Origin of the sequence: Noviherbaspirillum sp. L7-7A, assembly GCF_019052805.1 — a bacterium.
Taxonomy (GTDB): Bacteria; Pseudomonadota; Gammaproteobacteria; order Burkholderiales; family Burkholderiaceae_D; genus Noviherbaspirillum_A.
Window position 1 is genome coordinate 390523 of sequence record NZ_JAHQRJ010000001.1, and the last position, 26125, is coordinate 416647.

A 26125-nucleotide genomic window follows, 5' to 3' on the forward strand; every position below is an offset into this window, starting at 1 on the left:
CAAACATTCCAGGAGTTAGCATGGACAGACGTTCCTTTCTCAAAACGGGCCTTGCCCTGTCGGCCGCGGGCGTCGCCCCATTCGGCCTTGCCGCGGCCGAGCAGGGCCCCTGGCGCACCTTCGAGGTGACCACCCGGGTCGAGCTGCAAGAAGGCGGCCCGTCGCGCGTCTGGATTCCGGCACCGTCGGTCGACACCGATTATCAGAAGCTGGTCGACACCCGCTACAGCAGCCCCAGCGGCACCGTGCAACTGGTGCAGGACCCGGTGTATGGCGCCGGCATCGTTGCCGCGCAGTTTGGCGGCGGCGTGCGGCCGGTGCTGGAAACCACCAGCCGCTTCGCCACCCGCGACCGCGCGGTGAATCTGGATGGGCCGGGCAGCGGCGCGGTGCTGTCGGAAGCCGAGCGCGCCAAGTACCTGGCCGCGACCGAACTGCTGCCAACCGATGGCATCGTCAGGACCACCGCGCTGGACATCACGAAGAATGCCAAGACCGATCTCGACCGCGCCCATGCGGTGTATGAGTGGATCGTCGAGAACACACAGCGCGACCCGAAGGTGCGCGGCTGCGGCGTCGGGGACATCCGCGCCATGCTGGAATCCAACAACCTCGGCGGCAAGTGCGGCGACCTGAATGCACTGTTCGTCGGCCTGATGCGCGCCGTCGGCGTGCCGGCGCGCGATGTGTACGGCATCCGGGTTGCCGATTCGAAGCTGGGCTACAAGTCGCTGGGCAAGTCGGGCGACATTTCCAAGGCACAGCACTGCCGCGCCGAGTTCTGGCTGGCCGGCCACGGCTGGGTGCCGGTCGATCCGGCCGACGTGCGCAAGGTGGTGCTGGAAGAGAATGGCGGCCTGCCGCTGAACGATGCCAAGGTGGAAGCAGCACGCAAGCGCCTGTTCGGCTCATGGGAAATGAACTGGCTGGCCTACAACTATGCGCATGACGTGAAGCTGCCGGGAGCCGCGCGCGGCCCGGTCGGTTTCTTCATGTATCCGAACGCGGAAGTGGCGGAGATGGGCCGGGTGTCGCGCATCGACAGTCTTGACCCGGAAAACTTCCGCTACACCATCACCGCGCGCGAAATCATTGTTTGACCGCATGAAAACGATGTCCCGATGATGCTTCAATTGAAGAGTTGTGCCGGCGCGCTGCTGTCGATGTCGCTGATGCTGGCGGCCAGTGCCCATGCCGCCGAGTGGAAGGCGTTTTCCACCGAAGGCGGGCAGGCGCCGGCGCCGCTGTCGCTGCCGGACCTGTCCGGCCGGGAAGTCGATCTGGCCTCGTTCAAGGGCGAGGTGGTGCTGGTCAACTTCTGGGCCACCTGGTGCGAGCCGTGCAGGGAAGAAATGCCTTCGCTGCAGCGCCTGGAAAGGAAGCTGGCCGGCAAGCCCTTCCGGGTGGTCGCAGTCAATATCGGCGAAGGCGCGCCGCGCATCAGGCAGTTCCTGGAGCGCACGCCCGTGTCCTTCACCATCCTGCGCGACCCTGAATCGGAAGTGATGAAGGCATGGCGGGTGCGCATGCTGCCGGCCAGCTTCCTGGTCGACCGCCGCGGCATGCTGCGTTACCAGCTGATCGGGGAAGCCGACTACGACGACCCGAAGCAGCAGGCGCCCATACTCGAACTCTTGAAATAGAACAGGACCCGACATTGGCAGACCTTATCCCTACCCGCGATACCGATGCCAATGTCATCCGCGATGAACTGATCGCCGGGCTGACCGCGCCGCAGGCAATGGCGTCGCCCAAGTACCTGTACGACGCGCTCGGCTCGAAACTGTTCGAGGCCATCTGCGAGCTGCCCGAGTACTACCCGACCCGCACCGAGGCCGCGATCTTCACCCGGCATGGCGCCGACATCGCCGAATCGGTGGGCAGCGGCGTGACCCTGATCGACCTGGGCGCCGGCAATTGCGCCAAGGCGGCGCGGCTGTTTCCCCTGCTGTCGCCGGCGCAGTATGTGCCCATCGACATCTCGGCCGACTTCCTGCACGACGCCGTGCAGCAGCTGCGGCAGCGCTTTCCGCAGATCGGGATGCTGCCGCTGGGCATGGACTTTTCCGCCACGCTGGCGTTGCCGAATGAGGTAAGCCGGTCGCGCCGGCTGTTCTTCTATCCGGGCTCCTCGATCGGCAATTTCCATCCGGACGAGGCGCTGGCTTTCCTGCGCCGGCTGCGCGCGGCCGATGGCGAGCTGCTGATCGGCATCGACCTGGTGAAGGACCATGCGGTGCTGGACGCGGCCTATGACGATGCCCTGGGCGTGACCGCGGGCTTCAACCTGAACCTGCTGAACCACCTGAACCGGCTGCTTGGGGCCGACTTCAAGCTGCGCGAATGGCGCCATCGCGGCTTCTTCAACCCGGCGCTGTCGCGCATCGAGATGCACCTGGAAGCGCGGCATGCGCTGACGGTGCGCTGGCAGGGCGGCGAGCGGCGCTTTGCCGAGGGCGAGCGCATCCATACCGAGAACAGCTACAAGTACACGCCGGAAAGCTTTGCCGCGCTGCTTGGTGAAGCGGGCTACCGGCTGGCGCAATCATGGACCGACGAGGCCGGCTGGTTCATGGTCTGCCACGCGCGCCGGGGCTGACACGCGGCCAACGACGGGCAGCAAAGGAGACCACCATGAACGATCCGCTACTGCAGCGCGAACATACAACGCGGTCCGCCCTGCGCCAGCGTTTCAACGCGGTGCGGCGGCGCTCGGTGAGCCTGTCCGAGCCGCTGTCGGAAGAAGATTGCTGCGTGCAGTCGATGCCGGATGCCAGCCCGGTCAAGTGGCATCTGGCGCATACCACCTGGTTCTTCGAGACCTTCCTGCTGGAGCCGCATGAGCCGGGCTTCGCGCCGCATCACCCGGCCTTTCGCATGCTGTACAACTCCTACTACAACGGCGTTGGCGAAAAGCATGCGCGGGCGCAGCGCGGCCTGATCACCAGGCCCTCGTTCGACGAGGTGCTGGCCTACCGGCATGCGGTCGACACCCGCATGGGCGGGCTGCTCGACGCCGGCAAGCCGGAGCTGATGGCGCTGGTCGAGCTCGGCCTGCAGCATGAAGAGCAGCACCAGGAACTGCTGCTGACCGACGTCAAGCATCTGCTGTCGATGAACCCCTTGCTGCCGGCGTATGCCGGCAGTCCCCTGCCGCCCGCGCCTGCCGCGCCTGCGCTGCGCTGGCTGGAATTCGATGGCGGCGTGGTGGAGATTGGCCATGCGGGCGACGGCCACTGCTTCGATAATGAACTGCCGCGCCATCGTCAGTTCATCGAGCCTTTCCGGCTGGCGTCGCGGCTGGCCACGAATGGCGACTATCTCGCCTTCCTGCGCGACGGCGGCTATCGCGATCCGGCATTGTGGATGTCCGAAGGCTGGGACTGGGTCATGCGCGAAGGGCTGCGCCATCCGCTGTACTGGCATGAGCGGGACGGCCAGTGGCATGAATTCACGCTGCACGGCCTGCAACCGCTGGACCTGCAGCGGCCGGCGACCCATGTCTCCTGGTTCGAGGCGGATGCCTATGCGCGCTGGGCCGGCGCGCGCCTGCCAACCGAATTCGAATGGGAGCATGCGGCGAGCGGCATCAACGACACTGCAGCGCGCGCGCTGCATCCGGCCGCATCGGGCGAAGGCGCGCTGTCAGACCTGTTCGGCGCCTGCTGGCAGTGGACATCCAGCAGTTACGGGCCGTATCCGGGCTATGCGTCCCAGCCTGGCGCGCTGGGCGAGTACAACGGCAAGTTCATGTCCAACCAGTATGTGCTTCGCGGCTCGTCCTGCGCCACGCCGGCAGGCCATGCGCGGCCGACCTACCGCAACTTCTTTCCGGCGACGGCGCGCTGGCAATTCGGCGGCGTCAGGCTGGCGCGTTCCTGAGCGGCGCCTGCTGGCGCAGCGTGATCACTGGCTGCGCTTTACGTGGTTTTCCAGTGCAATCTGGCGCGCTCCTGCAGTGCGGCTTTTTTCGGCGCATGAGTGATCGTTGCAAGGTAGGCCCTGAACATCGGCTCGCCATCCTTCGCCGGCAATGCGAACAGGATGGCGAGCAGGCTGTTTTCAGCCGGCGCATGATGTTTCCCCTGAAAAGTCAAATCGAAGTGATCCAGCCAGTCAAAAAACACCTTGCCGCGATTGATCGCCATTTCATCCGGCATACTGATGATCAAATTTAAAAGGCGCATGCTGCATTCCAATGCTTCTTCATCGGAAATACGGCCGTTGGAAAACCGGAAAAAATTGTCCTCGTTACAAAGAATACTCAGCACCTTTGTCTGGTACCGGGGCGGGAGCGCAGCCATTGCCTCCAGTAGCTGGCCGAATCCTTCCATGGGTGTGACGCAGCCAAGCTGAACATAGTCATGCAGTTCCGGGTCGGATGCTCGCAAGCCAGGGTACTTTTTCTCGAATTGCGTCTCTCTGTACTTGCATAAGTTTGTCGGATCGGCAGGAAGGTACGTTCTATATTCCGGAAAATGTCTGAGCTGGGATGCCGCTGTCTTCAACACCTTAGTCCGCAGTGCATCCGGCAATGCACCGGCCGCTTCAACGACACTGGAAAACAGGACGTCGGCATGCGCCAGACCCGGGTTGCTCATCATTTCAAGCAGATGATGCAGCACGTCCGCATGAACGTTGTCGGGAAATGTACGCACGGCAGTCAATAAGCGGCGGTTGCGCATTGGGCTGTGATCGGAAACGCTGACAGCATCCTTCATCAGGCTGGAGAGCGTAGCTTCCAGCTGTCCCTTCGACACCAGGCTGTTGTTATCGCATATCTTGTGCAGCGCAGTCAGCAGGGAAATCGTCTGAGGTATGCATGGGCGCCCTTTGGTCAAGTACAAGCGCCTTCATCGCGGACCCGGCCGCTTGGTTCGATGCGGCCGGGCGGAGCGCTCTCGCGGGCATTGACGCAGGTCGCCTAGTTTCGCGGCGCACCGGGTGGATCGAACCGGCCGCTCCTACAATGTGGGCAATGCGCACGGACAAATCCGCAAGCCGATCAAGGAGACCACGATGCTGATGAGCGATGAGGAGTACTTCCGCAGCTGCGTTGCCAGGGAGCGGCAACTGGCCCATCTGCTGGGCCACAAGGTGGAAGAGTTTTATGAGGATGCCGGCACGTTGTGGGACGGCACCACCGCCATGCCGAAATGGACCCGCGACTGGGCCGCCTGCGCGCCACTGATCGCCGAATACGAGATCGATATCCGCTTCGACCGCGAGGCCGGCGCTTCACATGCGCACTGCGTGCATGCGGGGCCGGTGTCGGTGCATCCGGACGACTATCCGGACCGCCAGCATGCGCTGATGTATGCGGTGGTCAAGGCCGTGGTGCACATGCTGGAACACCGCAAGCCGCGGCACTAGGAGCCTGCGGCAGCAGGAATCAGTAGCCGTAGCGCTTGGCCACTTCGTTGCCGAGGTAGCCGCCGCCGATCACGCCGGCGACGGTTGCCAGCTTCTTGCCGTTGCCGCCGCCTACCTGGTTGCCCAGCACGCCGCCGAGCACGGCGCCGGCCGCAATGCCCACCGGGCTGATCTGCGGCGCCGGCTGCTGGTAGGACGGCTGCTGCGCCGGGGCCGGTTGATAGGCCGGCTGGTAAGTAGGTTGCTGATACGACGGCTGCTGGTAGCGAGGCTGCTGATCGCTGGCTGCCTGTGCATAGCGCTGTGCGGCGGCATGCTGGACGGCCGGCTTGACCGCTGCCTTTCTCGCCACCGGTTGCTGCACGGGTTTGGCTTCCTGCTCCGCGGCTACCGTCTTTTCCACCACGGGCGCGGCGCTTGCAACCTGTTTTGCCTCGCCATGCGAGTCGGGCAGCAGGCCCGTCATCGCCGCCACGCCAACCAGGCTCACCACCATCACCGAAGCAGCGGCGCCGGCCATCAGGGGGTGGATCTTCGTGGTGGTTTGTACTGTTTGCATCATCGCTCCTGGTCTGCACCGAAGTTCGGTATAAGCACAGATTAACGATGAGCGAACTCAGTTGCTAGACGGCGAATGTTTCATCTGTGAAAACTTGTAACAGGACATCGCCTGCGCGGGGCCGGTTCCGGCCTTAGTCTCAGTCTCAGTCCCGGCGCCGGTTCTTGTCGATGATCGCGTAAAGGATCAGCCCATAGGCCAGGAGGCGCACCAGGTAGTAGGCCGGCGTATCCTCGCGCCAGGCCGGAACGGCGCCCAGCAGCACCCGGTTGGCCGCCTCTATCCAGAACGACAGGCCAAAAAGCAGGAAGAACCGGTCGCGGGTAACGCGCCAGAAGCGCAGGAAGAAGCAGCCGATCACGAACGACAGCGCCGCGATGGCGCCGATGATCATCAGGCTGGTGCCGGTGTATTCATTCATCCGTGATCAGTCCGTAGAGCAGCGGCAGCAGGGCGACCAGCGCGCAACCCAGGCGCAGCGGAAGCAGGTCGACATTGGGGAAGAACAGCTTGTCCATCATCAGCGCGATATTCGACAGCGTGAGGCCGGTGAAGCACAGCGCGCTCCACATCAGCAGGCGGTAGCGGCTGGCCCGGTAGCCACGCCACAGCAGCACCGCCGACAGCAGCGAGGTCAGGCCGCACAAGCCATAGATGATCGTCTGGATCATGGTTTTTTCTTCCCCCATCTGAAGGCGTCGGCAAATTCCCGGATGCGGGAATGGCGCCGCGTGCCGGCATGGATCATGTTGGTGACTTCGATCAGGTTCTGGCCGTAGTAACGCTCCAGGCTGCCGACCAGCGCATCGAGCTCATCGGTGGCCGGCTGGTAGCGCCAGGCCGGCGCGGTGGCATCGGCCTGGCGGCAGATGTGCGCCATTGCCAGCTCGGCGAGCAGGGCGGCGGCGCGCTCGGTGGGCAGGTAGAGCCGCTGCGCCAGCCTGGCGGCGTCCCAGCGCCCCGCCTCGCGACGCATCAGCAGGATCGCTTCCAGGTGCGGAATTGACGGAATCGAGAAGATGAACCGCCGCAGGTCGTCTGTCAGTACTTCCTGGTTCATCCGTTCACGGCGATGTTCATGCAGGAGGCGATCGCTTCGCGCAGCCGGTCCGGCGGCACCGGCTTGACCAGGTGCAGGTCAAAGCCCGCCTGCAGTGCGCGCTGCTGGTCTTCATGCAGGCCGTACCCGGTCAGGGCGACCAGCCTGATGTTGCAGGTGGCCGGGTTGGCGCGCATGCGGCGCGCCACTTCATAGCCATCCATGCCGGGCAGGCCGATGTCGACCAGCGCAATGTCGGGCCGGTGCGCCAGCGCCAGTTGCAGTCCTTCCGCGCCGTCGGCCGCCTGCAGCACGCGGGTGCCGAAGGAGCCCAGCAGCATGGCCATCATTTCACGGCCATCGGCATTGTCTTCCACGATCAGGGCGCTGCATTCGGCCTGCGCCGCCTGCATGGAGCCAGCGGGCGCCAGCAGGTCCGACGGCGCCTCCACCCGGGGCAGGCGCAGCGTGAAACGGCTGCCGCAGCCGGTACCCTCGCTATGGGCTTCGATGCTGCCGTCGTGCAGCCTGACCAGCTGGCTCACCAGCGCCAGGCCGATGCCCATGCCACCCTGCGCCCGGTCGAGCGAGCTTTCTCCCTGGACGAACACATCGAACACATGCGGCAGCAGGTCGGGGCCGATGCCGACGCCGGTATCGCGCACTTCCAGCAAGGCCTGGTGTTGTTCCAAGCCAACAGTAACCGCGATGCTGCCGCCTGGCGCCGTGTATTTCAGCGCGTTGTCGAGCAGGTTGGTGATGATCTGCTCGACCCGCGTCGGATCGGCATCGATCCAGGCTGGCTCGGTATGCACCGTGACTTCGTAGCCGCGGGTGCGGCCGGTGGCTGCCAAGGTTTCCATGCAGGTGTGCAGCATCGCCGACAGGTCGAACTGCTTGCGCTCGAGCAGGATCTTGCCCGACATCACGCGGCCAAGGTCGAGCAGGTCGTCGACGATATGGCTCAGGTGCTGGCACTGGCGGCCGATGATCTGGCGCGCCCGCTGCGCCGCCTCCATGCTCACGCCTTCCAGGCCGATCAGGGTGGCGGCGCTGCTGATGGCCGACAGCGGGTTGCGCAGTTCATGGCCTAGCATCGCCAGGAATTCGTCCTTGGCCTTGTTCTGCATGACCGCGGCTTCGCGTTCCCGCTTTTCCAGTTCCAGCCGCTTGTTCACGGCGGACAGCTCGTGGGTGCGCTTGCGCAGCTCCGCGGTCTGGCTCTGCAGTTCCAGCGTCTTTTTCGCCATCGCCACGAAGACGCCCACCTTGGCCTGCAGCATCTGCGGGATCACCGGCGTGAAGAGGTAATCGACCGCGCCCTTCTCATAGCCCTTCAGCCGGTGCATTTCGTCGGCCAGGTAAGCGGTGATGAAAATGATGGGTACGGCTGCCGAGCGCGGACGGGAATGAATGGCTTCCGCGGTTTCGAATCCGTCCATGCCAGGCATGTTGACATCGAGCAGGATGACGGCGAATTCATGCTGCAGCACCTGGCGCAAGGCTTCCTCGCCCGAGCGCGCGGTATGCACCTCGCAGCCGTTTTCTTCCGACCAGCGCGCCAGCAGGCTGGCCAGGGCGAACAGGCTGGCCGGGTCATCATTGACGATCAGGATCTTGGGCTTATCGGGTTTTTGCACGGGCTTGCCCTGGTGAAATGAGAGTACCTGAGTGGAAGCGGTCTCGCTGGACCGAAATGGCTGAAATTGTCGGGGCTCCATTTTGCCCGTACTGCCGGAACGCGGTTTATCCCAATGCAATGAATCCTGCCGAAATTGTTTCTTCTTTTAAATTACTTTCGGTATTCAAAAATTCATGACAGCAAGTTTTCTTTTGGCAACAAAACCGCTTGCAAGGCTATCAGCGCCAATGGAGAATGTCAAAGTTCATTGGAGACAAGCCCACTATGCATGCCATTACCGATTTCCCGCACGACCTCGACCGCAAGATGTTGCTGGCCGCCCTGACGGCCCTGAAGAAAGGCGATTTCTCGGTGCGTATGCCGACCGACCTGACTGGCCTGGATGGCAAGATCGCCGATACGTTGAATGAGATTATCGAAAACAGCGGTCTGATGGCGCAGGAGATCGCCAGCGTCAGCCAGACGGTCGGCCGGGAAGGGCGGCTGCTGCAGCGCGCGACGGCGGCCAATGTGTCGGGCGGCTGGGGCACGATCGTCAATTCGGTCAACACCCTGATCGACGACCTGGTGCGGCCGACCACGGAAATGGCGCGCGTCATCGGCGCAGTGGCCAAGGGCGATCTGTCGCAGACCATGTCGCTGGATGTGGATGGCCGGCCGCTGGAAGGCCAGTTCCTGCGCGCCGCGGCCACCGCCAACACCATGGTGGACCAGCTGAGTTCGTTTGCTTCTGAAGTCACCCGCGTGGCGCGTGAGGTGGGCACCGAGGGCAAGCTGGGCGGCCAGGCCAACGTGCCGGGCGTGGCGGGTACCTGGAAGGACCTGACCGACTCGGTCAACTCCATGGCCGGCAACCTGACCTCGCAGGTGAGGAACATCGCCGACGTGACCACCGCTGTGGCCAACGGCGACCTGTCGAAGAAGATCACGGTGGACGTGCGCGGCGAGATCCTGCAGTTGAAGGACACCATCAACACCATGGTGGACCAGCTGCGCTCCTTTGCATCCGAGGTGACCCGCGTGGCGCGTGAAGTGGGCACCGAAGGCAAGCTCGGCGGCCAGGCCTATGTGCCCGGCGTGGGCGGGACATGGAAGGACCTGACCGACAACGTGAACTTCATGGCGTCGAACCTGACGGGGCAGGTGCGTAACATCGCCGAGGTGACCACGGCGGTGGCCAACGGCGACCTGTCGAAGAAAATCGCGGCCGATGCGCGTGGCGAGATTTTGCAGCTGAAGGAAACCATCAACGTGATGGTGGACCAGCTCAGCTCCTTCGCGTCCGAAGTAACCCGCGTGGCGCGTGAGGTAGGCACCGAGGGCAAGCTGGGCGGCCAGGCGCAGGTGAAAGGCGTGGCGGGCACCTGGAAGGATCTGACCGACTCGGTCAACTCGATGGCCGGCAACCTGACGGGCCAGGTACGTAACATCGCCGACGTGACCACTGCCGTGGCCAACGGCGACCTGTCCAAGAAAATCACCGCCGATGCCAAGGGCGAGATCCTGGAACTGAAGGACACCATCAACGTGATGGTGGATCAGCTCAGCTCCTTTGCATCGGAAGTCACCCGTGTGGCGCGTGAGGTGGGCACCGAGGGCAAGCTCGGCGGCCAGGCCAACGTGCCGGGCGTGGCCGGCACCTGGAAGGACCTGACCGACTCGGTCAACTCCATGGCCGGCAACCTGACGGGCCAGGTGCGTAACATTGCCGACGTGACCACCGCCGTGGCGAATGGCGACCTGTCGAAGAAGATCACCGCCGATGCCAAGGGCGAGATCCTGGAACTGAAGAACACCATCAACGTGATGGTGGACCAGCTGAGCTCCTTTGCATCGGAAGTGACCCGGGTGGCGCGTGAAGTCGGCACCGAGGGCAAGCTCGGCGGCCAGGCGCAGGTGAAGGGCGTGGGCGGCACCTGGAAGGACCTGACCGAGAACGTGAACTTCATGGCATCGAACCTGACGGGTCAGGTGAGAAACATCGCCGAGGTGACCACGGCGGTGGCGAACGGCGACCTGTCCAAGAAGATCACGGTGGACGTCAAGGGCGAGATCCTGGAGCTGAAGGACACCATCAACGTGATGGTGGACCAGCTGAGTTCCTTTGCCTCCGAAGTCACCCGCGTGGCCCGTGAAGTGGGTACCGAAGGCGAACTGGGCGGCCAGGCCAACGTGCCCGGTGTGGCCGGTACCTGGAAAGACCTGACCGACTCGGTCAACTCGATGGCCGGCAACCTGACCGGCCAGGTGCGTAACATCGCTGACGTGACTACCGCGGTGGCCAACGGCGACCTGTCCAAGAAGATTACCGCCGATGCGAAGGGCGAAATCCTGGAACTGAAGAACACCATCAACGTGATGGTGGACCAGCTGAGCTCGTTCGCTTCCGAAGTCACCCGCGTGGCCCGTGAAGTGGGCACCGAAGGCAAGCTGGGCGGACAGGCCAACGTGCCCGGCGTGGCCGGCACCTGGAAGGACCTGACCGACAACGTGAACTCCATGGCCGGCAACCTCACCGGCCAGGTGCGTAACATCGCCGACGTGACCACTGCCGTAGCGAACGGCGACCTGTCGAAGAAGATCACCGCCGACGCCAAGGGCGAGATCCTGGAGTTGAAAGACACCATCAACGTGATGGTGGACCAGCTGCGTTCCTTTGCATCCGAGGTGACTCGCGTGGCGCGTGAGGTGGGTACCGAAGGCGAACTCGGCGGCCAGGCTAACGTGCCGGGCGTGGCGGGCACCTGGAAGGACCTGACCGACTCGGTCAATTCCATGGCCGGCAACCTCACCGGCCAGGTGCGTAACATTGCCGACGTGACCACCGCCGTGGCAAACGGCGATTTGTCCAAGAAGATCACCGCCGATGCCAAGGGCGAGATCCTGCAGCTGAAGAACACCATCAACGTGATGGTGGACCAGCTGAGCTCATTTGCATCGGAAGTAACCCGTGTGGCCCGTGAGGTGGGCACCGAAGGCAAGCTGGGCGGCCAGGCGCAGGTGAAGGGCGTGGGCGGCACCTGGAAGGACCTGACCGACAACGTGAACTTCATGGCATCGAACCTGACGGGCCAGGTGCGTAACATCGCCGAGGTGACTACCGCGGTGGCCAACGGCGACCTGTCGAAGAAGATCACCGCCGACGTGAAGGGCGAGATCCTGGAGCTGAAGGACACCATCAACGTGATGGTGGACCAGCTGAGCTCCTTCGCTTCCGAAGTGACCCGCGTGGCGCGTGAAGTGGGTACCGAGGGCAAGCTGGGCGGCCAGGCCAACGTGCCGGGCGTGGCGGGTACCTGGAAGGACCTGACCGACTCGGTCAACTCGATGGCCGGCAACCTGACCTCGCAGGTGAGGAACATCGCCGACGTGACCACCGCTGTGGCCAACGGCGACCTGTCGAAGAAGATCACGGTGGACGTGCGCGGCGAGATCCTGCAGTTGAAGGACACCATCAACACCATGGTGGACCAGTTGCGCTCCTTTGCATCCGAGGTGACCCGCGTGGCGCGTGAAGTGGGCACCGAGGGCAGGCTGGGCGGGCAGGCCAATGTGCCGGGTGCGTCCGGCACCTGGAAGGACCTGACCGACAACGTGAACTTCATGGCGTCGAACCTGACGGGCCAGGTGCGTAACATCGCCGAGGTGACCACGGCGGTGGCCAACGGCGACCTGTCGAAGAAGATCACGGTGGACGTCAAGGGCGAGATCCTGGAACTGAAGGACACCATCAACGTGATGGTGGACCAGCTCAGCTCCTTCGCATCCGAGGTGACCCGCGTGGCGCGTGAAGTGGGCACCGAGGGCAAGCTCGGCGGCCAGGCGCAGGTCAAGGGCGTGGGCGGCACCTGGAAGGACCTGACCGAGAACGTGAACTTCATGGCGGCCAACCTGACCGCCCAGGTGCGCGGCATTGCCGGCGTGGTGACCGCGGTGGCGAACGGCGACCTGAAGAAGAAGCTGACGGTGGCGGCCCAGGGCGAGATCGCGGCGCTGGCCAATACCATCAATGAAATGACGGACACCCTGGCGGTGTTCGCCGACCAGGTGACGACGGTGGCCCGCGAGGTCGGCGTGGAGGGCAAGCTGGGCGGACAGGCCAGCGTGCCGGGTGCTTCCGGCACATGGAAGGACCTGACCGAGAACGTCAACCAGCTGGCGGCCAACCTGACGACCCAGGTGCGCGCGATTGCCGAGGTGGCCACCGCGGTGACCCGTGGCGACCTGTCGCGCTCGATCCAGGTGGAAGCGCGCGGTGAGGTGTCCGACCTGAAGGACAACATCAACGAGATGATCCGCAACTTGAAGGAAACCACGCAGAAGAATGCCGAGCAGGACTGGCTGAAAACCAACCTGGCCCAGTTCACCCGCCTGCTGCAGGGCCAGCGCGACCTGGAAGCCGTGACCCGGCTGATCCTGTCGGAACTGGCGCCGCTGGTATCGGCCCACCACGGCGTGTTCTACATGATGGATGCGCAGACCGAGCCGCCACGCCTGCAGATGATCGCCAGCTATGGCTACCGTTCCAGCCGCAAGCTGCCCACGTCCTTCGGGCCGGGCGAAGGCCTGGTCGGGCAGTGCGCCATCGAGAAGCGCCGCATCTGGCTTACCAACGTGCCGCGCGACTATATCCAGATCTCGTCCGGCCTGGGCGCGGCGCCGCCGAGCAATATCGTGGTGCTGCCCATCCTGTTCGAGCAGCAGGTCAAGGCAGTCGTCGAGATCGCTTCGCTGGACCGCTTCACCGACACCCATCTGTCCTTCCTCGACCAGCTGATGGAATCGATCGGCGTGGTGCTCAACACCATCGAGGCCAACAGCCGCACCGAGTCGCTGCTGACCCAGTCGCAGCGCCTGGCGCAGGAGCTGCAGCAGACCAATATGGAGCTGGCGGAAAAGGCGCGGCTGCTGTCGGAGCAGAACATCGAGGTCGAACGCAAGAACCGCGAGGTGGAGCAGGCCAAGCTGGCGCTGGAAGAGAAGGCCACCCAGCTGGCGCTGTCGTCCAAGTACAAGTCCGAGTTCCTGGCCAACATGTCGCATGAACTGCGCACGCCATTGAACAGCCTGCTGATCCTGGCGCAGCAGCTGCGCGACAACCCGAACGGCAACCTGTCGTTGAGCGAGGTCGAATACGCCCGCACCATCCATGGCTCGGGCACCGACCTGCTGACCCTGATCAACGACATCCTCGACCTGTCCAAGATCGAGTCCGGCACGGTGACGCTGGAAATGAGCGAATTCCGCTTCCCGCAGCTGGCCAACTTCGTCGAGCGCACCTTCCGCCACATGGCCGAGGCCAAGCAGATCAGCTTCGAGATCAAGCTCGACGAGCAGCTGCCATCGTCGCTGATGACCGACACCACGCGCCTGCAGCAGATCCTGAAGAACCTGCTGTCGAACGCATTCAAGTTCACCGCGCGCGGCCAGGTCACGCTGCATATCGGCCTGGTGGCCTCGGGCTGGAGCGCCGACCATGCATTGCTGCGCACGGCCGACGCGGTGCTGGCATTCGCCGTCACCGATACCGGCGTGGGCATACCGGCCGACAAGCTGCAGCTGATCTTCGAAGCCTTCCAGCAGGCCGACGGCAGCACCGCCCGCAAGTACGGCGGCACTGGCCTGGGCCTGTCGATCAGCCGCGAGCTGTCACGCCTCCTGGGCGGCGAAATCCGCGTCACCAGCACGGTCGGCGTGGGCAGCACCTTCACGCTCTACCTGCCTTACCACCGCAAGGGCTATACCGACTTCCGGCAGCTGCCGGCCGAGCCCGCGGATGCAAATAGCCAGGCCAGCTCGCAGGCTGCCCGCATGGCGGCGCAGCTGCTCGACGCGGTGCAGGCGGCGGACAATCCGGCCCTGTATCTCGGCCATGAATCCGGCGACGACAGAAACACCGTTTCGCCTGGCGACGCAGCCGTGCTTATCGTGGAGGACGACATCCACTATGCCAAGCAATTGCTCGACCTTGCCCGCGAAAAGGGCTTCAAGGGCATCGTCACCTATCACGGCGACTCGGCGCTGACGCTGGCGCGCGACTACCTGCCCACGGCCATCATGCTCGACATCGATTTGCCCGACACCGATGGCTTCACCGTGCTGGAACGCCTGAAGCGCGACCCGTCCACTCGCCATATCCCGGTGCATATCCTGTCGCATATCAACGAGCGGGAGCGCGGCCTGCGCCAGGGCGCGATTTCCTACCTGGTCAAGCCGGTGCCGGCGGAACGGCTGGAGGAGGAATTCACCCGCATCCAGCAGTTCCTGGTGCGCAGCAAGCCCAGCCTGCTGGTCGTGGAAGACGACGATGTCCAGCGCCAGCGCATCGTCGAGCTCATCGGCGACGCCGATCTCGACGTCACTGCCGTGGACTCGGGCGAGAAGGCGCTGGCGGCGCTGAAGGCATCGCGCTTCGACTGCGCGGTGCTGGACCTGACGCTGCCCGACATCGACGGCTTTGCCCTGCTCGATACGATCAGCCAGGACGAGGACATGCGGCGCACGCCGATCGTCATCTACACTGCGCGCGACCTGAACCGCAAGGAAGTGGCGCGGCTGCGGCGGGTGGCCAAGACCATCGTGATCAAGGATGCCCGCTCGCCCGAGCGGCTGCTGGACGAAACCGCGCTGTTCCTGCATCGCTCGCCGGCGCGGCTGCCGGAGTTCCAGCGCAAGATGCTGGAAGAAGTGCATGCGGCGCAGAGCGGCCTGGCGGGCCGGCGGGTGCTGATCGTCGACGACGACCTGCGCAACATCTTTGCGCTGACCACCGCGCTGGAGCGCCAGAACATGGCGGTATCGTTCGCCGAGAACGGCCGCGACGGCATCGAGCTGCTGCGGCAGGACCCGTCGATCGAAATCGTGCTGATGGACATCATGATGCCGGAGATGGATGGCTACGACACCATGCGCGCCATCCGCAACATCCCGCAGTTCAAGTCGCTGCCCATCATCACCCTGACCGCCAAGGCGATGAAGGGCGACCGCGACAAGTGCATTGCCGCCGGCGCATCCGACTACATCACCAAGCCGGTCGACGTGGCCCAGCTGCTGTCGCTGATGCGTGTATGGCTGTCCCGGTGAGCGCCGTGCCGGCCGCGGTCAGCACGGTCCTGGAAATCGAGACCGAGCTGTTGCTCGAGGCGCTGTACCGGATGTACGGCACCGACCTGCGCGAGATGGACCGCGCGGCCTTGCGCCCGCGGCTGGTGGCCTTCATGCGCCGCCGCGGCCTGGCCTCGCTGTCGGCGGTGCAGGCCGAGGTGCTGCATGACCAGGCGCTCGGCGTCGAACTGCTGCGCTGCCTGTGCCTGCGTCCGGCCGCCCTGTTCGACGACCCGGCCCGGATTGCGCTGCTGCGCCAGACACTGGGGCCGTGGCTGCGTTCCTGTCCGGTGGCGCGCGTCTGGATATCCGAATGCGGCGGCGCCGAGGATGTCTTTACGCTGGCCATCCTGTTGCGGGAAGAGGGGTTCTACGACAAGACCCTGCTGTTCGCCACCGCCTCCAGCGAAGCCATGCTCGACGCCGCCCGCGCCGGCCGCTTCCCGGCCAGCGAACTGGGCCGTTACCAGCAGAACTACCTGCGCAGCGGCGGCCGCCACACGCTTGCCGATTACCTGGTCAGCGGCGAGCCGGATACCGATGGCAACCTGTCGTTCCGCCCCGAGCTGGGCAGGAACATCATCTGGGCGCAATACAACCTGGCCACCGATGCCACCTTCAATGAATTCCAGCTGATCGTCTGCCGTGGCGCGCTGTCCGACCTGCAGCCGGCCCTGCGCCAGCGCGCGCTGCGGTTGTTCCATGAAAGCCTCGCGGTGTTTGGCTACCTGAGCGTGCATCCGGCCGATGCGCTGAATCACTTGCCCAATGATGTGGATTTCAGGGCGGTGCATGCGGATTCGGGGTTGTACCGGCGGGTCAGTTAAGGCGGGACGACTTGGCCCGGTCATGAACGATGAAGGTGGTGTTGCCGTTGCTTTTCAGGTCCCGTTGAGCGCGCCGTAACGGCGAGGGCTGAAGCGGATAAGGTGCGGCGTCTTTCGTAGGGTGGAATACCCCGAAGGGACATTCCACGGATGGTGAACCACGGAAGTTGGCCGATAAGGCTGTCCCGGTTTGCGAACGCGGTGCAATGCCCTTCGGGTATTGCACCCTACGAAAGCGGTAGCGGTTCAATTACGCATAGCGATAGTTGCCGTTGCCGTTGCCGTTGCTGTTGCTGTTAAGTCCCGTTGAGCGCGCCGTGACGGCGATGCCTGAAGCGGATAAGGTGCGGCGTCTGTTTGAGCGCAGCGCAGCGTAGCGAGTTTAGCCGCGCCCCGCTTCAGGCGTCGACGGCACGGGGACCCCGCGCAGCGGGGCGCGATCACCGGGTCGCCTTTTTTGCCCCTCTTTTTTGGCGAAGCAAAAAAGAGGGTCGCCTGCCGGGGCGAACACCCGGCCTGGTCATGACGACAGTGCAGTGGGGTTGTTTCACCCGGCGTAAGGACGTCACTGCGAAGCAGCAGTTGCTTTTGACGTTAAGGGTTTTTCTCGAGCCACGTCGAACGACAACAACGACAGTGCTGCCCGTGCCTTGCCGGGTGACGCAAGGCGGTTGCACTGCCGTGGAGACAAGCCGGGAGTCCGTCCCGGCGGCCGGCTTACTTTTTTGCTCCGCCAAAAAAGTAAGCAAAAAAGGCGGCCCCGATGATCGCGCCCCGCTGCGCGGGGTTCCCGTGCCGGCGGTACCCCGAGCGGGGCGCGGCTAAACTCGCTACGCTGCGCTTCGCTCAGACAGACGCCGCACCTTTTCCCGCTCGGGGCACCGCCGGCACGGCGCGCTCAACGGGGGTGAAAGGCAACGGCAAAGGCAACGGCAAAGGCAACGGCAACTACAACGGCAACGGCAACGGTCGCTGCGCGTGACCGCGGCCGTAACGTGCCGCGCTGCAGCGATTCGTGCAATACGCCAGAATGTAATTTGTTCTGCCTTCCAGGCGACGCAACAGGAGCAGACATGGAGAAGGAAATTGCAAGGGCTGTCGCGCTGCTGCAAAAGACGGACGGCATCTTGATCGCCGCCGGCGCTGGCATGGGAGTGGATTCCGGCCTGCCGGACTTTCGCGGGGACCAGGGCTTCTGGCAGGCCTATCCGCCGCTTGCCCGGGCCGGCATCCGCTTCGTCGAGATCGCCAACCCGGCTGCCTTTCGCGATGATCCCCGCCTGGCTTGGGGCTTTTATGGGCATCGGCTCGCGCTGTACCGTGCCACTGTGCCGCATGCCGGCTTCGACTTGTTGCGGCAGATGGCGGCACGCACGGCGCACGGCGGCTTCGTGTTCACCAGTAATGTCGACGGCCAGTTTCAGGAGGCCGGATTTGCCGATGAACAGGTGGCGGAGTGCCATGGCTCCATCCATTTTCTGCAATGCAGCCAGCCCTGCACCGACGCCATCTGGCCGGCCGACGGCTTCGTGCCGCAAGTCGATATGGCGCAGTGCCGGCTGTTGTCGCCGCTGCCGCGCTGTCCACATTGCGGCGAGGTGGCGCGGCCCAATATCCTGATGTTCAATGACGGCGCCTGGCTGGAGCAGCGCAGCGAGCGGCAACTCGACAGGTTCTCGCGCTGGCTGCAGCGTGCGCGCAAGCCGGTGGTGGTTGAACTGGGTGCGGGTGTCGATGTGCCCTCGGTGCGGCACCAGGCCGAGCGGATTGGCGCGCCGCTGGTGCGCATTAATCCGCGTGCGCCGCAGGGCGCGGATGTGGGTTTGGCGATCAGCGCCTTGCAGGGACTGCGCCTGATCGAGAAAGCGTGGCGGCAGGCGCCTGTAATGCCGCGCTAGAGGCAAGGTCCGAGCCGTTCCAAGACGGCGCAAGACGTGAACTTCTTGCTCGTCCAAGTTGCAAAGGTTGTCCTCGACTGCCCTTCAACCCGGCAGGCCGTTGACTCAGAGCGGGAGAGCCGAATCTGCTTGACCAATTGCACTGCCAACCGGCCTGCAACACTTGAAAGCCTGCATGAAACTGATACTGCCCATTTGCTGTATCGCTTTGCTTAGCCTGTTGTCCTTTCCTGTTGCGCGTGGCCATGCAGGCGTGCTGGCAAAGGAAAATTTCACTGAATATGGGCCCTATGTCGGCAAGCTGGGCGATCGTGAGCTCGTCGCCCGCTTTAAGTCGAATGCACGAGGAGTGCCTATGTCGGGAAGCTATTTTTACCGCGACACCGGCAGGGAAGTTCTGCTTGTTTATGCTGCCGCACAGCAGCGATTTATCGAATGCATGCCAACATGGCGGGAAGAGGAAAGCGGTGGCTGCAGCGAGCCAAGCGGCTACTGGATTGTGCAAATAATGCGCAACGGAGCACTCGTGGACTGGCGTGCCAAGCCAGACGATCAGCCGCTTAAAGCATTGCTTAGCAAGGCCGACAAGATGCCGGGTGCTGCCGACGTAGATGCACAAGTTGGGGTATTGCAATTGGCGGGCTCGAGGGTGGTGGGGATCGAGCAAGGGCGTGGCGCCGTCCGCTGGCGCATGGTTACCGAACCGAGATCGAAGGTCAGCATGCCTTTTCTGACCAAAGCGCCTGTCGGCGCGGCGTTGCGCAGGATTAATGCAAATATAGAACAGCAGTTTCAATGGCAGATCAGTGAGGTTCTTTACAATACTTCCCGTGTCGGTGGCGAAGCCGAGTTTTATAACACTGCGTTTGTTACAGGCACGCGTTACTTCGCTGTCGGAGAAGGCGTTTATGCTTATGTAGGCGGTGCACACAGCAACTTCAATTTTTCTGCTACCACCTTTGATTTGAAAACAGGGAAGTTGGTAAATCTCGCCAAACGCTATCACATCTATCCCTTTCGCCGTTCAGGCATGAAGACAGCCGGCTTAAGCCTGATGGAGCAGGCGCGAGCTCAGCATCAGACGAGTGCCTTTTCCAACCAAAAAACGTCTTATTGGAAGGGCGGAATTGATTGCTGGGGAACGGGGCAGGACACCGATGTCGACGACGGGTCTGATCCCGACGGTATGACTGACGCGGCGGAACAAGTGCCTGAAGAATCAACGCGATGGATTGTGGTTTTTCCTACTGCGGACGGCTTGGCAGTTGCCGACACCGGCATCGCTGAATTCATGCGTTACTGTCGCGGCGACTACCGCGTCATCCCTTGGTCACAAGCCGCACTCGCGCGCCGGCTGCCTACGGATGCAGGCCATCACGCCGCACCCAAGGCGCAAGCTCCAGCCAACCAGTCCGGCGCAAGCTGTCCGCGCTAACTACAGCAGGATGTAACCACTCAGTTACGGCCATCCAGCATCCACGGCGCCATCACCGCCTTCACATACACTTCCGTCTTCTCTTCTTCTTGGGTATCGCTGAACCACCAGACGCCGCCCTTGGCCATGTCCCACCAGGTCACCGAGGTGCCGAGGATGATGGCGATCAGTTCGCCGAAGGCGGGCTGGTGGCCGACCAGCATGATGTTGCGGCGATTGGCCGGCCAGTCGGCTGCCCTGAGCAGGTCGGTGGCCGGCCGATCCTTGGCGATGGCTTCGTGAATGTCATGCGGCAGCGCCAGCGGCCCGACGGTCTGGCGGGCGCGCAGCGCCGGGCTGCAGAGGATATGGAGATCGGCCGGCAGGCGTGGCCGCAGCCATTGCGCCATGGCCTGGGCGTGACGCCGGCCGGCATCGGTCAGCGGCCGTGCTTCATCCGGTGCGCCGGGCGCGGCTTCGGCATGGCGCCAGAGTATGAGTTCCATCGCAAATGCTCCTGCAAGACTGCTGTGCCTTCCATCATAGGAAGCGGCGCGGGCCGGCGTCTGGCCGGCCCGCGCAGGGCTTGCGATGCATCAGCAAGAGGTCAGGCGGCGACCACTTCCTCGATCTGCTGCAGCGCCGAGGAGATGGCCTTCTGCTCGGCTTCCGGGCCCATGGCCATGCCTTCGGCGTAGACGAATTCCACATCCTTCATGCCGAGGAAGCCCAGCACCATCTTCAGGTAAGGCACCTGGCTGTCGGCTTCGGTGTCGCGATAGAAGCCGCCACGGGTCAGCGCGACATACACTTTCTTGCCCTTCAACAGGCCTTCCGGGCCGTTGGCGGTGTACTGGAACGTCACCTTGGCGCGGGCAATTGCGTCGATCCAGTTCTTCAGCTGGGTGGGCACGCCGAAGTTGTACATCGGCACGCCCAGCACCACGACATCGGCAGCCTGGATTTGTGCGATAAGCGCATCGTCCAGCGCCACGCGGGCATTCTGTGCGGGGGTGCGCTGGTCAGCCGGCGTGAACAGCGCGCCAAGTGCGGGCTCATCCAGCGCCGGGTGTGGCTGGGCAGCCAGGTCGCGCACGGTGACGCTGGCGTCCGGCTGGGCTGCCTTCAGGCGTTCGACGATGCTGCCGGCCAGGCGGCTGGACTGGGAACCCTCGCTGCGGGCGCTGGAATTGATCTGCAGAATGTTCATGATGTTTTCCTCTGTGAGAAAGCGGTATGGAAGCATTCTAGTGACCCAAAAACCATCACGGAAGCCATAAAATTGGGTTACATTGTGCCGTTGATGGAACAATCTATCGCCAAGATAACTTTCAGAAAGTGCCTCAGGCAATGAACATTGAACCGAATGACTTGCTGCTGTTCGCCCAGGTAGTCGCTGCCGGCAGCTTCAGCCGAGCCGCCGAGCGCGCCGGCCTGCCCAAGTCCACCGTGTCGCGTCGCATCGCGCTGCTGGAGGCCCAGCTTGGCGAACGGCTGCTGCTGCGCACCACCCGCAAGCTCACCGTCACCGACTTCGGTGCCGACATGCTCGAGCATGCGCGCTCGGTGCTGGCGGAAGTGGAAGCGGTGTCGGCGCTGGCCCAGCATCGTCAGGCCGAACCGGGCGGCCGGCTGCGGGTGTCCATGCCCAACGACATCGCCAACGTGATGCTGGGGCCGATGCTGGCGCGCTTCATGGCCAGCTATCCCGCCATTACGCTGGAAGTGGACCTGACGCCGCGCCGGGTGGACCTGGTGGGCGAGAACTTCGATGTCGCCATCCGCATGGGCAGCCTGCCGGACGACGCCACGCTGGCAGCGCGCCAGCTGGCCGTGTTCTCCAACGGCCTGTATGCGTCGCCGGCCTATCTGCGGCAACGTGGCGCGCCGGAACACCCGGATGACCTGATGCAGCATGACACCCTGCGCCTGCTGTCGCGCAGCGGCGACCCGGCGCCATGGCGGCTGACGCGCGGCGAAGCGACATGGGAAGCCGTGCCGCCCGGCCGTGCCACCATCAATTCGCCGGAAGTGCTGCTGCGCCTGGCCTGCGCCGATGCCGGCATCGCGATGCTGGTCGAGCATTTTGCCGAGCCTTATCTGGCAGGCGGCCAACTGGTGCAGGTGTTGCCGGAATGGACTGCGCCATCGCATACCGCCTGGGCGGTGTTTCCCGGCCGCCGGCTCATGCCCAGCCGCACCCGTGCCTTTCTGGATGCGATGGCGGAAGAGTTTGCGGGGCCGAAGTGTCATGCGGCACAGGAAAAATTGGCCCGCGGCAGGCGGGAACGGGCCGCCCTGCAGCAGGCCGCCGGGTAATAAAACCTTGGCCGCTTACGATGCCGGAAACGACCTTCCCGCGCTGGTGCCGCTTCCAAGCCGGTCACCGAACTAGTTCTTGACAGTCTGAAAACCGCTGCATACCATGTTGTCATACAACTTTGGCGCCGCTTCCGCGCCGGATTCAAAAAAGCAATAAAAGCCGAGACAACATCCACCCGCGCCAGCCAAGGCCCGCAGCCGTTTCCCTTGGCCGCACCCCGGCTGGCGCGAATCACATCCTGAGGGAGCACCTGAAACATGGCAGATCAGATCAGCCGCGTCGGCCTAGTCGGCCTGGGCGCAATGGGCATGGGCATCGGCAAATCCCTGCTGCGTGCCGGCCTCGAAGTGCATGCCTGCGACGTCCGGCCGGAAGCGGTTCAATCCCTGGCCGACGCCGGCGCGCATGCCGCCGCCAGCCCGGCCGAACTCGCCGCCAGGGTGGATGCGCTGATCATCGTCGTGGTGAATGCGCAGCAGACCGAAGCGGTGCTGTTCGGCGAGCAGGGCGCAGCGGCGGCGCTGGCGCCCGGCGCGGTCGTGATTGCCTGCGCCACCGTCGCCCCGGAATTTGCCGAGGCACTCGGCGCGCGTTTGGTTGCAATGGGCCTGCGCTTCATCGATGCGCCCGTCTCCGGCGGCGCCGCCAAGGCAGCGGCCGGCGAGATGTCGGTGATGGCGGCCGGCGCGCCGGAGGCCTTTGCCCGCTGCGAGCGCATCTTCGATGCGATCGCCGGCAAGCTCTACCGCCTCGGCGAACAGCCGGGCCAGGGCTCCAAGGTCAAGATGATCAACCAGCTGCTGGCCGGCGTGCACATCGCCGCCGCCGCCGAAGCGATGGCGCTGGGCCTGCGCGCCGGCTGCGATCCGGATGCGCTGTATGAAGTCATCTCCAACAGCGCCGGCAGTTCCTGGATGTTCCAGAACCGGGTGCCGCATATCCTGGCGGGCGATTACACGCCGCTGTCGGCGGTCAATATCTTCGTCAAGGACCTGGGCATCGTGCTGGACTATGCGAAGAAAACCGTGTTCCCGCTGCCGCTGTCGTCGACCGCGCACCAGATGTTCATGCAGGCCTCGGCCGCCGGCCATGGCGGTGAGGATGACTCGGCGGTGATCAAGCTGTTCCCCGGCATTACCCTGCCGGCCGCCCGCAAGGCCGGCCAGCCAGCGGAAGGAGACGGAAAATGACGGTGCTGCTCGGCTGCATCGCCGACGACTTCACCGGCGCCACCGACCTGGCCGGCATGCTGGTCAAGGCCGGCATGCGCACCGTGCAGCTGATCGGCGTGCCCGACGGTCCGCCGCCGCAGGATGTGGATGCGGTGGTGATCGCGCTGAAGTCGCGCACCGTGCCCGCCGCGGAAGCGATCGCCGATTCGCTGGCGGCGCTGCGCTGGCTGCAGCAGGCCGGCTGCAGCCAGTTCTATTTCAAGTACTGCTCGACCTTCGATTCCACCCCCGAAGGCAATATCGGCCCGGTGGCCGAGGCGCTGATGGAAGCGCTGGGCACCGACTTCACGATTGCCTGCCCGGCCTTCCCGGCCAACGGTCGCACCATCTACAAGGGCTATCTGTTCGTCGGCGACGAGCTGCTGTCCGAATCCGGCATGCGCAACCATCCGCTGACGCCAATGACCGACCCCAGCCTGGTGCGGGTGCTGCAGGCGCAGAGCAGGGGCAAGGTCGGCCTGGTCGAGCATCGCAGCGTCGCCCGGGGCGCGGAAGCGGTTGCCGCGCGCTTCGCCGCCTTGCGCGCCGAGGGCTGCACCCTGGCGATCACCGATGCGATTTCCAATGACGACCTGATCACCCTGGGCGCGGCCTGCGCCGACCTGCCGCTGGTCACCGGCGGCTCCGGCATCGCCCTCGGCCTGCCGGAAAACTTCCGCCGCCGCGGCCTGCTGGCCAAAAGCGACGTGGCCGAGCAGTTGCCGGCCACCGGCGGCCTGCGGGCCGTGATCGCCGGCAGCTGCTCGGTAGCGACCCGCAGCCAGGTGGCGTCGATGCAGGAAAGCGCGCCTTCTTTTGCAATCGACCCGCTGGCCCTGGCGCGCGGCGAGGACGTGGCCGGCGCGGCGCTGGCCTGGGCCGAACCGCTGCTGCAGCAAGGGCCGGTGCTGGTCTATGCCACATCCAGCCCGGAGCAGGTCAGGGCGGTGCAGGCGCAACTCGGCGTGGCCGAGGCCGGCGAACTGGTCGAGCGGGCGCTGGCGGAGATTGCCCGCGGCCTGGTGCGGCTGGGCGTGGGCCAGCTGATCGTGGCCGGCGGCGAAACCTCCGGCGCGGTGGTCAAGGCGCTCGGCGTGACCGGCCTGCGCATCGGCCCCGAGATCGATCCCGGTGTGCCTTGGACCGCGGCGCTGCAGGAACAGGGTGACGCCCAGCCGCAGCCGCTGGTGCTGGCGCTCAAGTCCGGCAACTTCGGCAGCGTTGACTTCTTCACCAAGGCCTGGAGCCGGCTGCCATGAGCCCGGCCATCCATGCCCGGCCGGAAGAGTCGCGCCTGCGCGAGCAGATCGTCGAATTCGGCGCCTCGCTGTTTGCGCGCGGCCTCACCGCCGGCAGCAGCGGCAACCTGAGCGTGCGCACCGACGACGGCTGGCTGCTCACGCCCACCAACGCCAGCCTCGGCCGGCTCGACCCGGCGCGGCTGTCCAGGCTCGACTGGGAAGGCCGGCTGCTGGACGGCGACGCCGCTTCCAAGGAAGCCTTCCTGCACCGCGCGATGTACCAGGAGCGGCCGCAGGCCCGCGCCATCGTGCATCTGCATTCCACCCATTCGGCCGCGGTATCGTGCATGTGCGGCCTGAACCATGACGACTGCATACCGCCGCTGACGCCGTACTTCGTGATGAAGATCGGCCGGCTGCCGCTGGTGCCTTACCACCGGCCGGGCGACCCGGCGCTGGCCGGCGCCATCCGCAGCTTGGCGCGGAAGCATTCGGCGGTGCTGCTGGCCAACCATGGCCCGGTCGTGTCCGGTTCCAGCCTGGAAGCGGCGGTGTATGCCGCCGAGGAACTGGAAGAGACCGCCAAGCTCTTTCTGCTGCTGCGCGACGTGCCGGTCAATCCGCTCAACGCGCAGCAGATCGCCGAACTGAAATCGGCCTTCTCGCTCGACATCTGAATTCATCTGCAGAACCACACCCGGAGACGCCATGCCCAAATTTGCCGCCAACCTGTCCATGATGTTCAACGAAGTGCCGTTTCCCCAGCGCTTCGCCGCCGCCGCCGCCGCGGGTTTCAAAGGCGTTGAATTCCTGTTCCCGTATGACCATACTCCGGCCGAAGTGGCCGGATGGCTGCGCGAGAACCAGCTGGAAAATGCGCTGTTCAACATGCCGCCGGGCGACTGGGCCGCCGGCGAACGCGGCATTGCCGCGCTGCCGGGCAGGGAAGAGGAGTTCCGCGCCGGCGTGGCGCGCGCCATCGAGTATGCCCGGGCGCTGGGAACGAAGCGGCTGCACATGATGGCCGGCCTGGTTCCGGCCGGCGCCGATGTCGCAAGCCACCGCGCCACCTATCTCTCCAACCTGCGCCACGCCGCCCGCGAATGCAGCCTGCACGGCATCAGCGTGCTGCTCGAACCGATCAACGGCCGCGACATGCCGGGCTACTTCCTGCAAACCCAGGCCGATGCTCATGCGCTGCGCGAGGAATGCGGCGAGCCGAACGTGAAGGTGCAGATGGACTTCTACCATGCGCAGATCATGGAAGGCGACCTGGCAATGAAGTTCAAGCGCTGGTTCAGCGATATCGGCCATGTGCAGATTGCCAGCGTGCCCGCCAGGAACGAGCCGGACGACGGCGAAGTGAATTATCCCTACCTGTTCCGCCTGCTCGACGAAGAGGGCTACGAGGGCTGGATAGGCTGCGAATACCGTCCGCGCGGACGCACCGAGGACGGCCTGGCCTGGCTGGCTGCCTGCAACCAATAAGGAAAA

23 protein-coding genes are annotated in these 26125 nt (G+C 64.5%); 15 read left to right on the top strand and 8 right to left on the bottom strand.

What is annotated here, in order from left to right:
- Window positions 1-20: 20 nt before the first annotated feature.
- Genes KTQ42_RS01770 through egtB form a run of 4 tightly spaced genes read left to right on the top strand, consistent with a single transcriptional unit; the run spans window position 21 to window position 3882 of the window.
- Window positions 21-1100 carry a transglutaminase domain-containing protein gene (locus KTQ42_RS01770; RefSeq protein WP_217343940.1) on the top strand — a complete coding sequence of 360 codons (1080 nt, stop codon included), beginning with the start codon at window positions 21-23 and terminating at the stop codon, window positions 1098-1100.
- A gap of 21 nt (window positions 1101-1121) precedes the next feature.
- Window positions 1122-1643 (top strand): TlpA disulfide reductase family protein, encoded by a 522-nt coding sequence (locus tag KTQ42_RS01775; protein WP_249222608.1) that lies wholly within the window; start codon window positions 1122-1124, stop codon window positions 1641-1643.
- Between the two features lie 14 nt (window positions 1644-1657).
- Complete coding sequence (gene egtD, locus KTQ42_RS01780; RefSeq protein ID WP_217347043.1) at window positions 1658-2599, top strand: L-histidine N(alpha)-methyltransferase; 942 nt, start codon at window positions 1658-1660, stop codon at window positions 2597-2599.
- A 35-nt stretch (window positions 2600-2634) separates the two neighbouring features.
- Window positions 2635-3882 carry an ergothioneine biosynthesis protein EgtB gene (egtB, locus tag KTQ42_RS01785; RefSeq protein WP_217343941.1) on the top strand — a complete coding sequence of 416 codons (1248 nt, stop codon included), beginning with the start codon at window positions 2635-2637 and terminating at the stop codon, window positions 3880-3882.
- Between the two features lie 38 nt (window positions 3883-3920).
- Here egtB and KTQ42_RS01790 read toward each other — a convergent pair whose 3' ends face one another.
- Window positions 3921-4847: a hypothetical protein gene (locus KTQ42_RS01790; protein WP_217343942.1), complete on the bottom strand. Its 927-nt coding sequence runs from the start codon at window positions 4845-4847 to the stop codon at window positions 3921-3923.
- A gap of 172 nt (window positions 4848-5019) precedes the next feature.
- On the opposite strand from KTQ42_RS01790, the gene KTQ42_RS01795 reads away from it, so the two are divergent.
- On the top strand, window positions 5020-5373 hold the full coding sequence (locus tag KTQ42_RS01795; RefSeq protein ID WP_217343943.1) for an aminoacyl-tRNA synthetase: 354 nt from the start codon (window positions 5020-5022) through the stop codon (window positions 5371-5373).
- Between the two features lie 19 nt (window positions 5374-5392).
- Here the strand turns inward: KTQ42_RS01795 and KTQ42_RS24190 are convergent, their stop codons facing one another.
- The 5 genes from KTQ42_RS24190 to KTQ42_RS01820 all read right to left on the bottom strand — a co-directional run bounded on the left by KTQ42_RS24190 (window position 5393) and on the right by KTQ42_RS01820 (window position 8611).
- Complete coding sequence (locus tag KTQ42_RS24190) at window positions 5393-5932, bottom strand: glycine zipper 2TM domain-containing protein (protein ID WP_217343944.1); 540 nt, start codon at window positions 5930-5932, stop codon at window positions 5393-5395.
- 145 nt (window positions 5933-6077) lie between these two features.
- Window positions 6078-6353, bottom strand: a complete 276-nt coding sequence (locus KTQ42_RS01805) for a DUF5985 family protein (RefSeq protein WP_249222609.1) — start codon at window positions 6351-6353, stop codon at window positions 6078-6080.
- On the bottom strand, window positions 6346-6603 hold the full coding sequence (locus KTQ42_RS01810) for a DUF5985 family protein (protein ID WP_217343945.1): 258 nt from the start codon (window positions 6601-6603) through the stop codon (window positions 6346-6348). Before KTQ42_RS01810 ends, KTQ42_RS01805 begins: the two co-directional genes overlap by 8 nt.
- Entirely contained in the window at window positions 6600-6992 is a 393-nt protein-coding gene (locus KTQ42_RS01815) for a hypothetical protein (RefSeq protein ID WP_217343946.1), read from the bottom strand. The genes KTQ42_RS01810 and KTQ42_RS01815 overlap by 4 nt, the downstream gene beginning before the upstream one ends.
- Window positions 6989-8611: a response regulator gene (locus KTQ42_RS01820; protein ID WP_217343947.1), complete on the bottom strand. Its 1623-nt coding sequence runs from the start codon at window positions 8609-8611 to the stop codon at window positions 6989-6991. The genes KTQ42_RS01815 and KTQ42_RS01820 overlap by 4 nt, the downstream gene beginning before the upstream one ends.
- A gap of 266 nt (window positions 8612-8877) precedes the next feature.
- On the opposite strand from KTQ42_RS01820, the gene KTQ42_RS01825 reads away from it, so the two are divergent.
- From KTQ42_RS01825 to KTQ42_RS01845, 5 genes are all read left to right on the top strand, one after another.
- Complete coding sequence (locus tag KTQ42_RS01825; protein WP_249222610.1) at window positions 8878-15696, top strand: HAMP domain-containing protein; 6819 nt, start codon at window positions 8878-8880, stop codon at window positions 15694-15696.
- On the top strand, window positions 15681-16544 hold the full coding sequence (locus KTQ42_RS01830; RefSeq protein WP_217343948.1) for a CheR family methyltransferase: 864 nt from the start codon (window positions 15681-15683) through the stop codon (window positions 16542-16544). Before KTQ42_RS01825 ends, KTQ42_RS01830 begins: the two co-directional genes overlap by 16 nt.
- 763 nt (window positions 16545-17307) lie before the next feature.
- Window positions 17308-17526, top strand: a complete 219-nt coding sequence (locus KTQ42_RS01835; RefSeq protein ID WP_217343949.1) for a hypothetical protein — start codon at window positions 17308-17310, stop codon at window positions 17524-17526.
- A 91-nt stretch (window positions 17527-17617) separates the two neighbouring features.
- A complete protein-coding gene (locus KTQ42_RS01840) occupies window positions 17618-18442 on the top strand; it encodes a Sir2 family NAD-dependent protein deacetylase (RefSeq protein WP_217343950.1) in 825 nt (274 codons plus the stop codon).
- 175 nt (window positions 18443-18617) lie between these two features.
- Complete coding sequence (locus KTQ42_RS01845; protein ID WP_217343951.1) at window positions 18618-19877, top strand: hypothetical protein; 1260 nt, start codon at window positions 18618-18620, stop codon at window positions 19875-19877.
- A gap of 20 nt (window positions 19878-19897) precedes the next feature.
- Here the strand turns inward: KTQ42_RS01845 and KTQ42_RS01850 are convergent, their stop codons facing one another.
- Both KTQ42_RS01850 and KTQ42_RS01855 read right to left on the bottom strand, forming a co-directional pair.
- The gene (locus KTQ42_RS01850) at window positions 19898-20362 is read right to left on the bottom strand and encodes a histidine phosphatase family protein (RefSeq protein ID WP_217343952.1); all 465 of its coding nucleotides are present in this window, start codon (window positions 20360-20362) and stop codon (window positions 19898-19900) included.
- A 101-nt stretch (window positions 20363-20463) separates the two neighbouring features.
- Complete coding sequence (locus tag KTQ42_RS01855) at window positions 20464-21066, bottom strand: NAD(P)H-dependent oxidoreductase (protein ID WP_217343953.1); 603 nt, start codon at window positions 21064-21066, stop codon at window positions 20464-20466.
- Window positions 21067-21206: 140 nt separating this feature from the next.
- On the opposite strand from KTQ42_RS01855, the gene KTQ42_RS01860 reads away from it, so the two are divergent.
- The 5 genes from KTQ42_RS01860 (at window position 21207) to otnI (ending at window position 26119) form a co-directional block, all read left to right on the top strand.
- On the top strand, window positions 21207-22175 hold the full coding sequence (locus KTQ42_RS01860) for a LysR family transcriptional regulator (protein ID WP_217343954.1): 969 nt from the start codon (window positions 21207-21209) through the stop codon (window positions 22173-22175).
- A gap of 261 nt (window positions 22176-22436) precedes the next feature.
- The gene (gene ltnD, locus KTQ42_RS01865; RefSeq protein WP_217343955.1) at window positions 22437-23369 is read left to right on the top strand and encodes an L-threonate dehydrogenase; all 933 of its coding nucleotides are present in this window, start codon (window positions 22437-22439) and stop codon (window positions 23367-23369) included.
- Window positions 23366-24649, top strand: coding sequence for a 3-oxo-tetronate kinase (otnK, locus tag KTQ42_RS01870; protein WP_217343956.1), 1284 nt, complete (start codon window positions 23366-23368; stop codon window positions 24647-24649). The genes ltnD and otnK overlap by 4 nt, the downstream gene beginning before the upstream one ends.
- Window positions 24646-25308: a 3-oxo-tetronate 4-phosphate decarboxylase gene (otnC, locus tag KTQ42_RS01875; protein ID WP_217343957.1), complete on the top strand. Its 663-nt coding sequence runs from the start codon at window positions 24646-24648 to the stop codon at window positions 25306-25308. Before otnK ends, otnC begins: the two co-directional genes overlap by 4 nt.
- Window positions 25309-25339: 31 nt before the next feature.
- Complete coding sequence (gene otnI, locus KTQ42_RS01880; protein WP_217343958.1) at window positions 25340-26119, top strand: 2-oxo-tetronate isomerase; 780 nt, start codon at window positions 25340-25342, stop codon at window positions 26117-26119.
- Window positions 26120-26125: the final 6 nt, after the last annotated feature.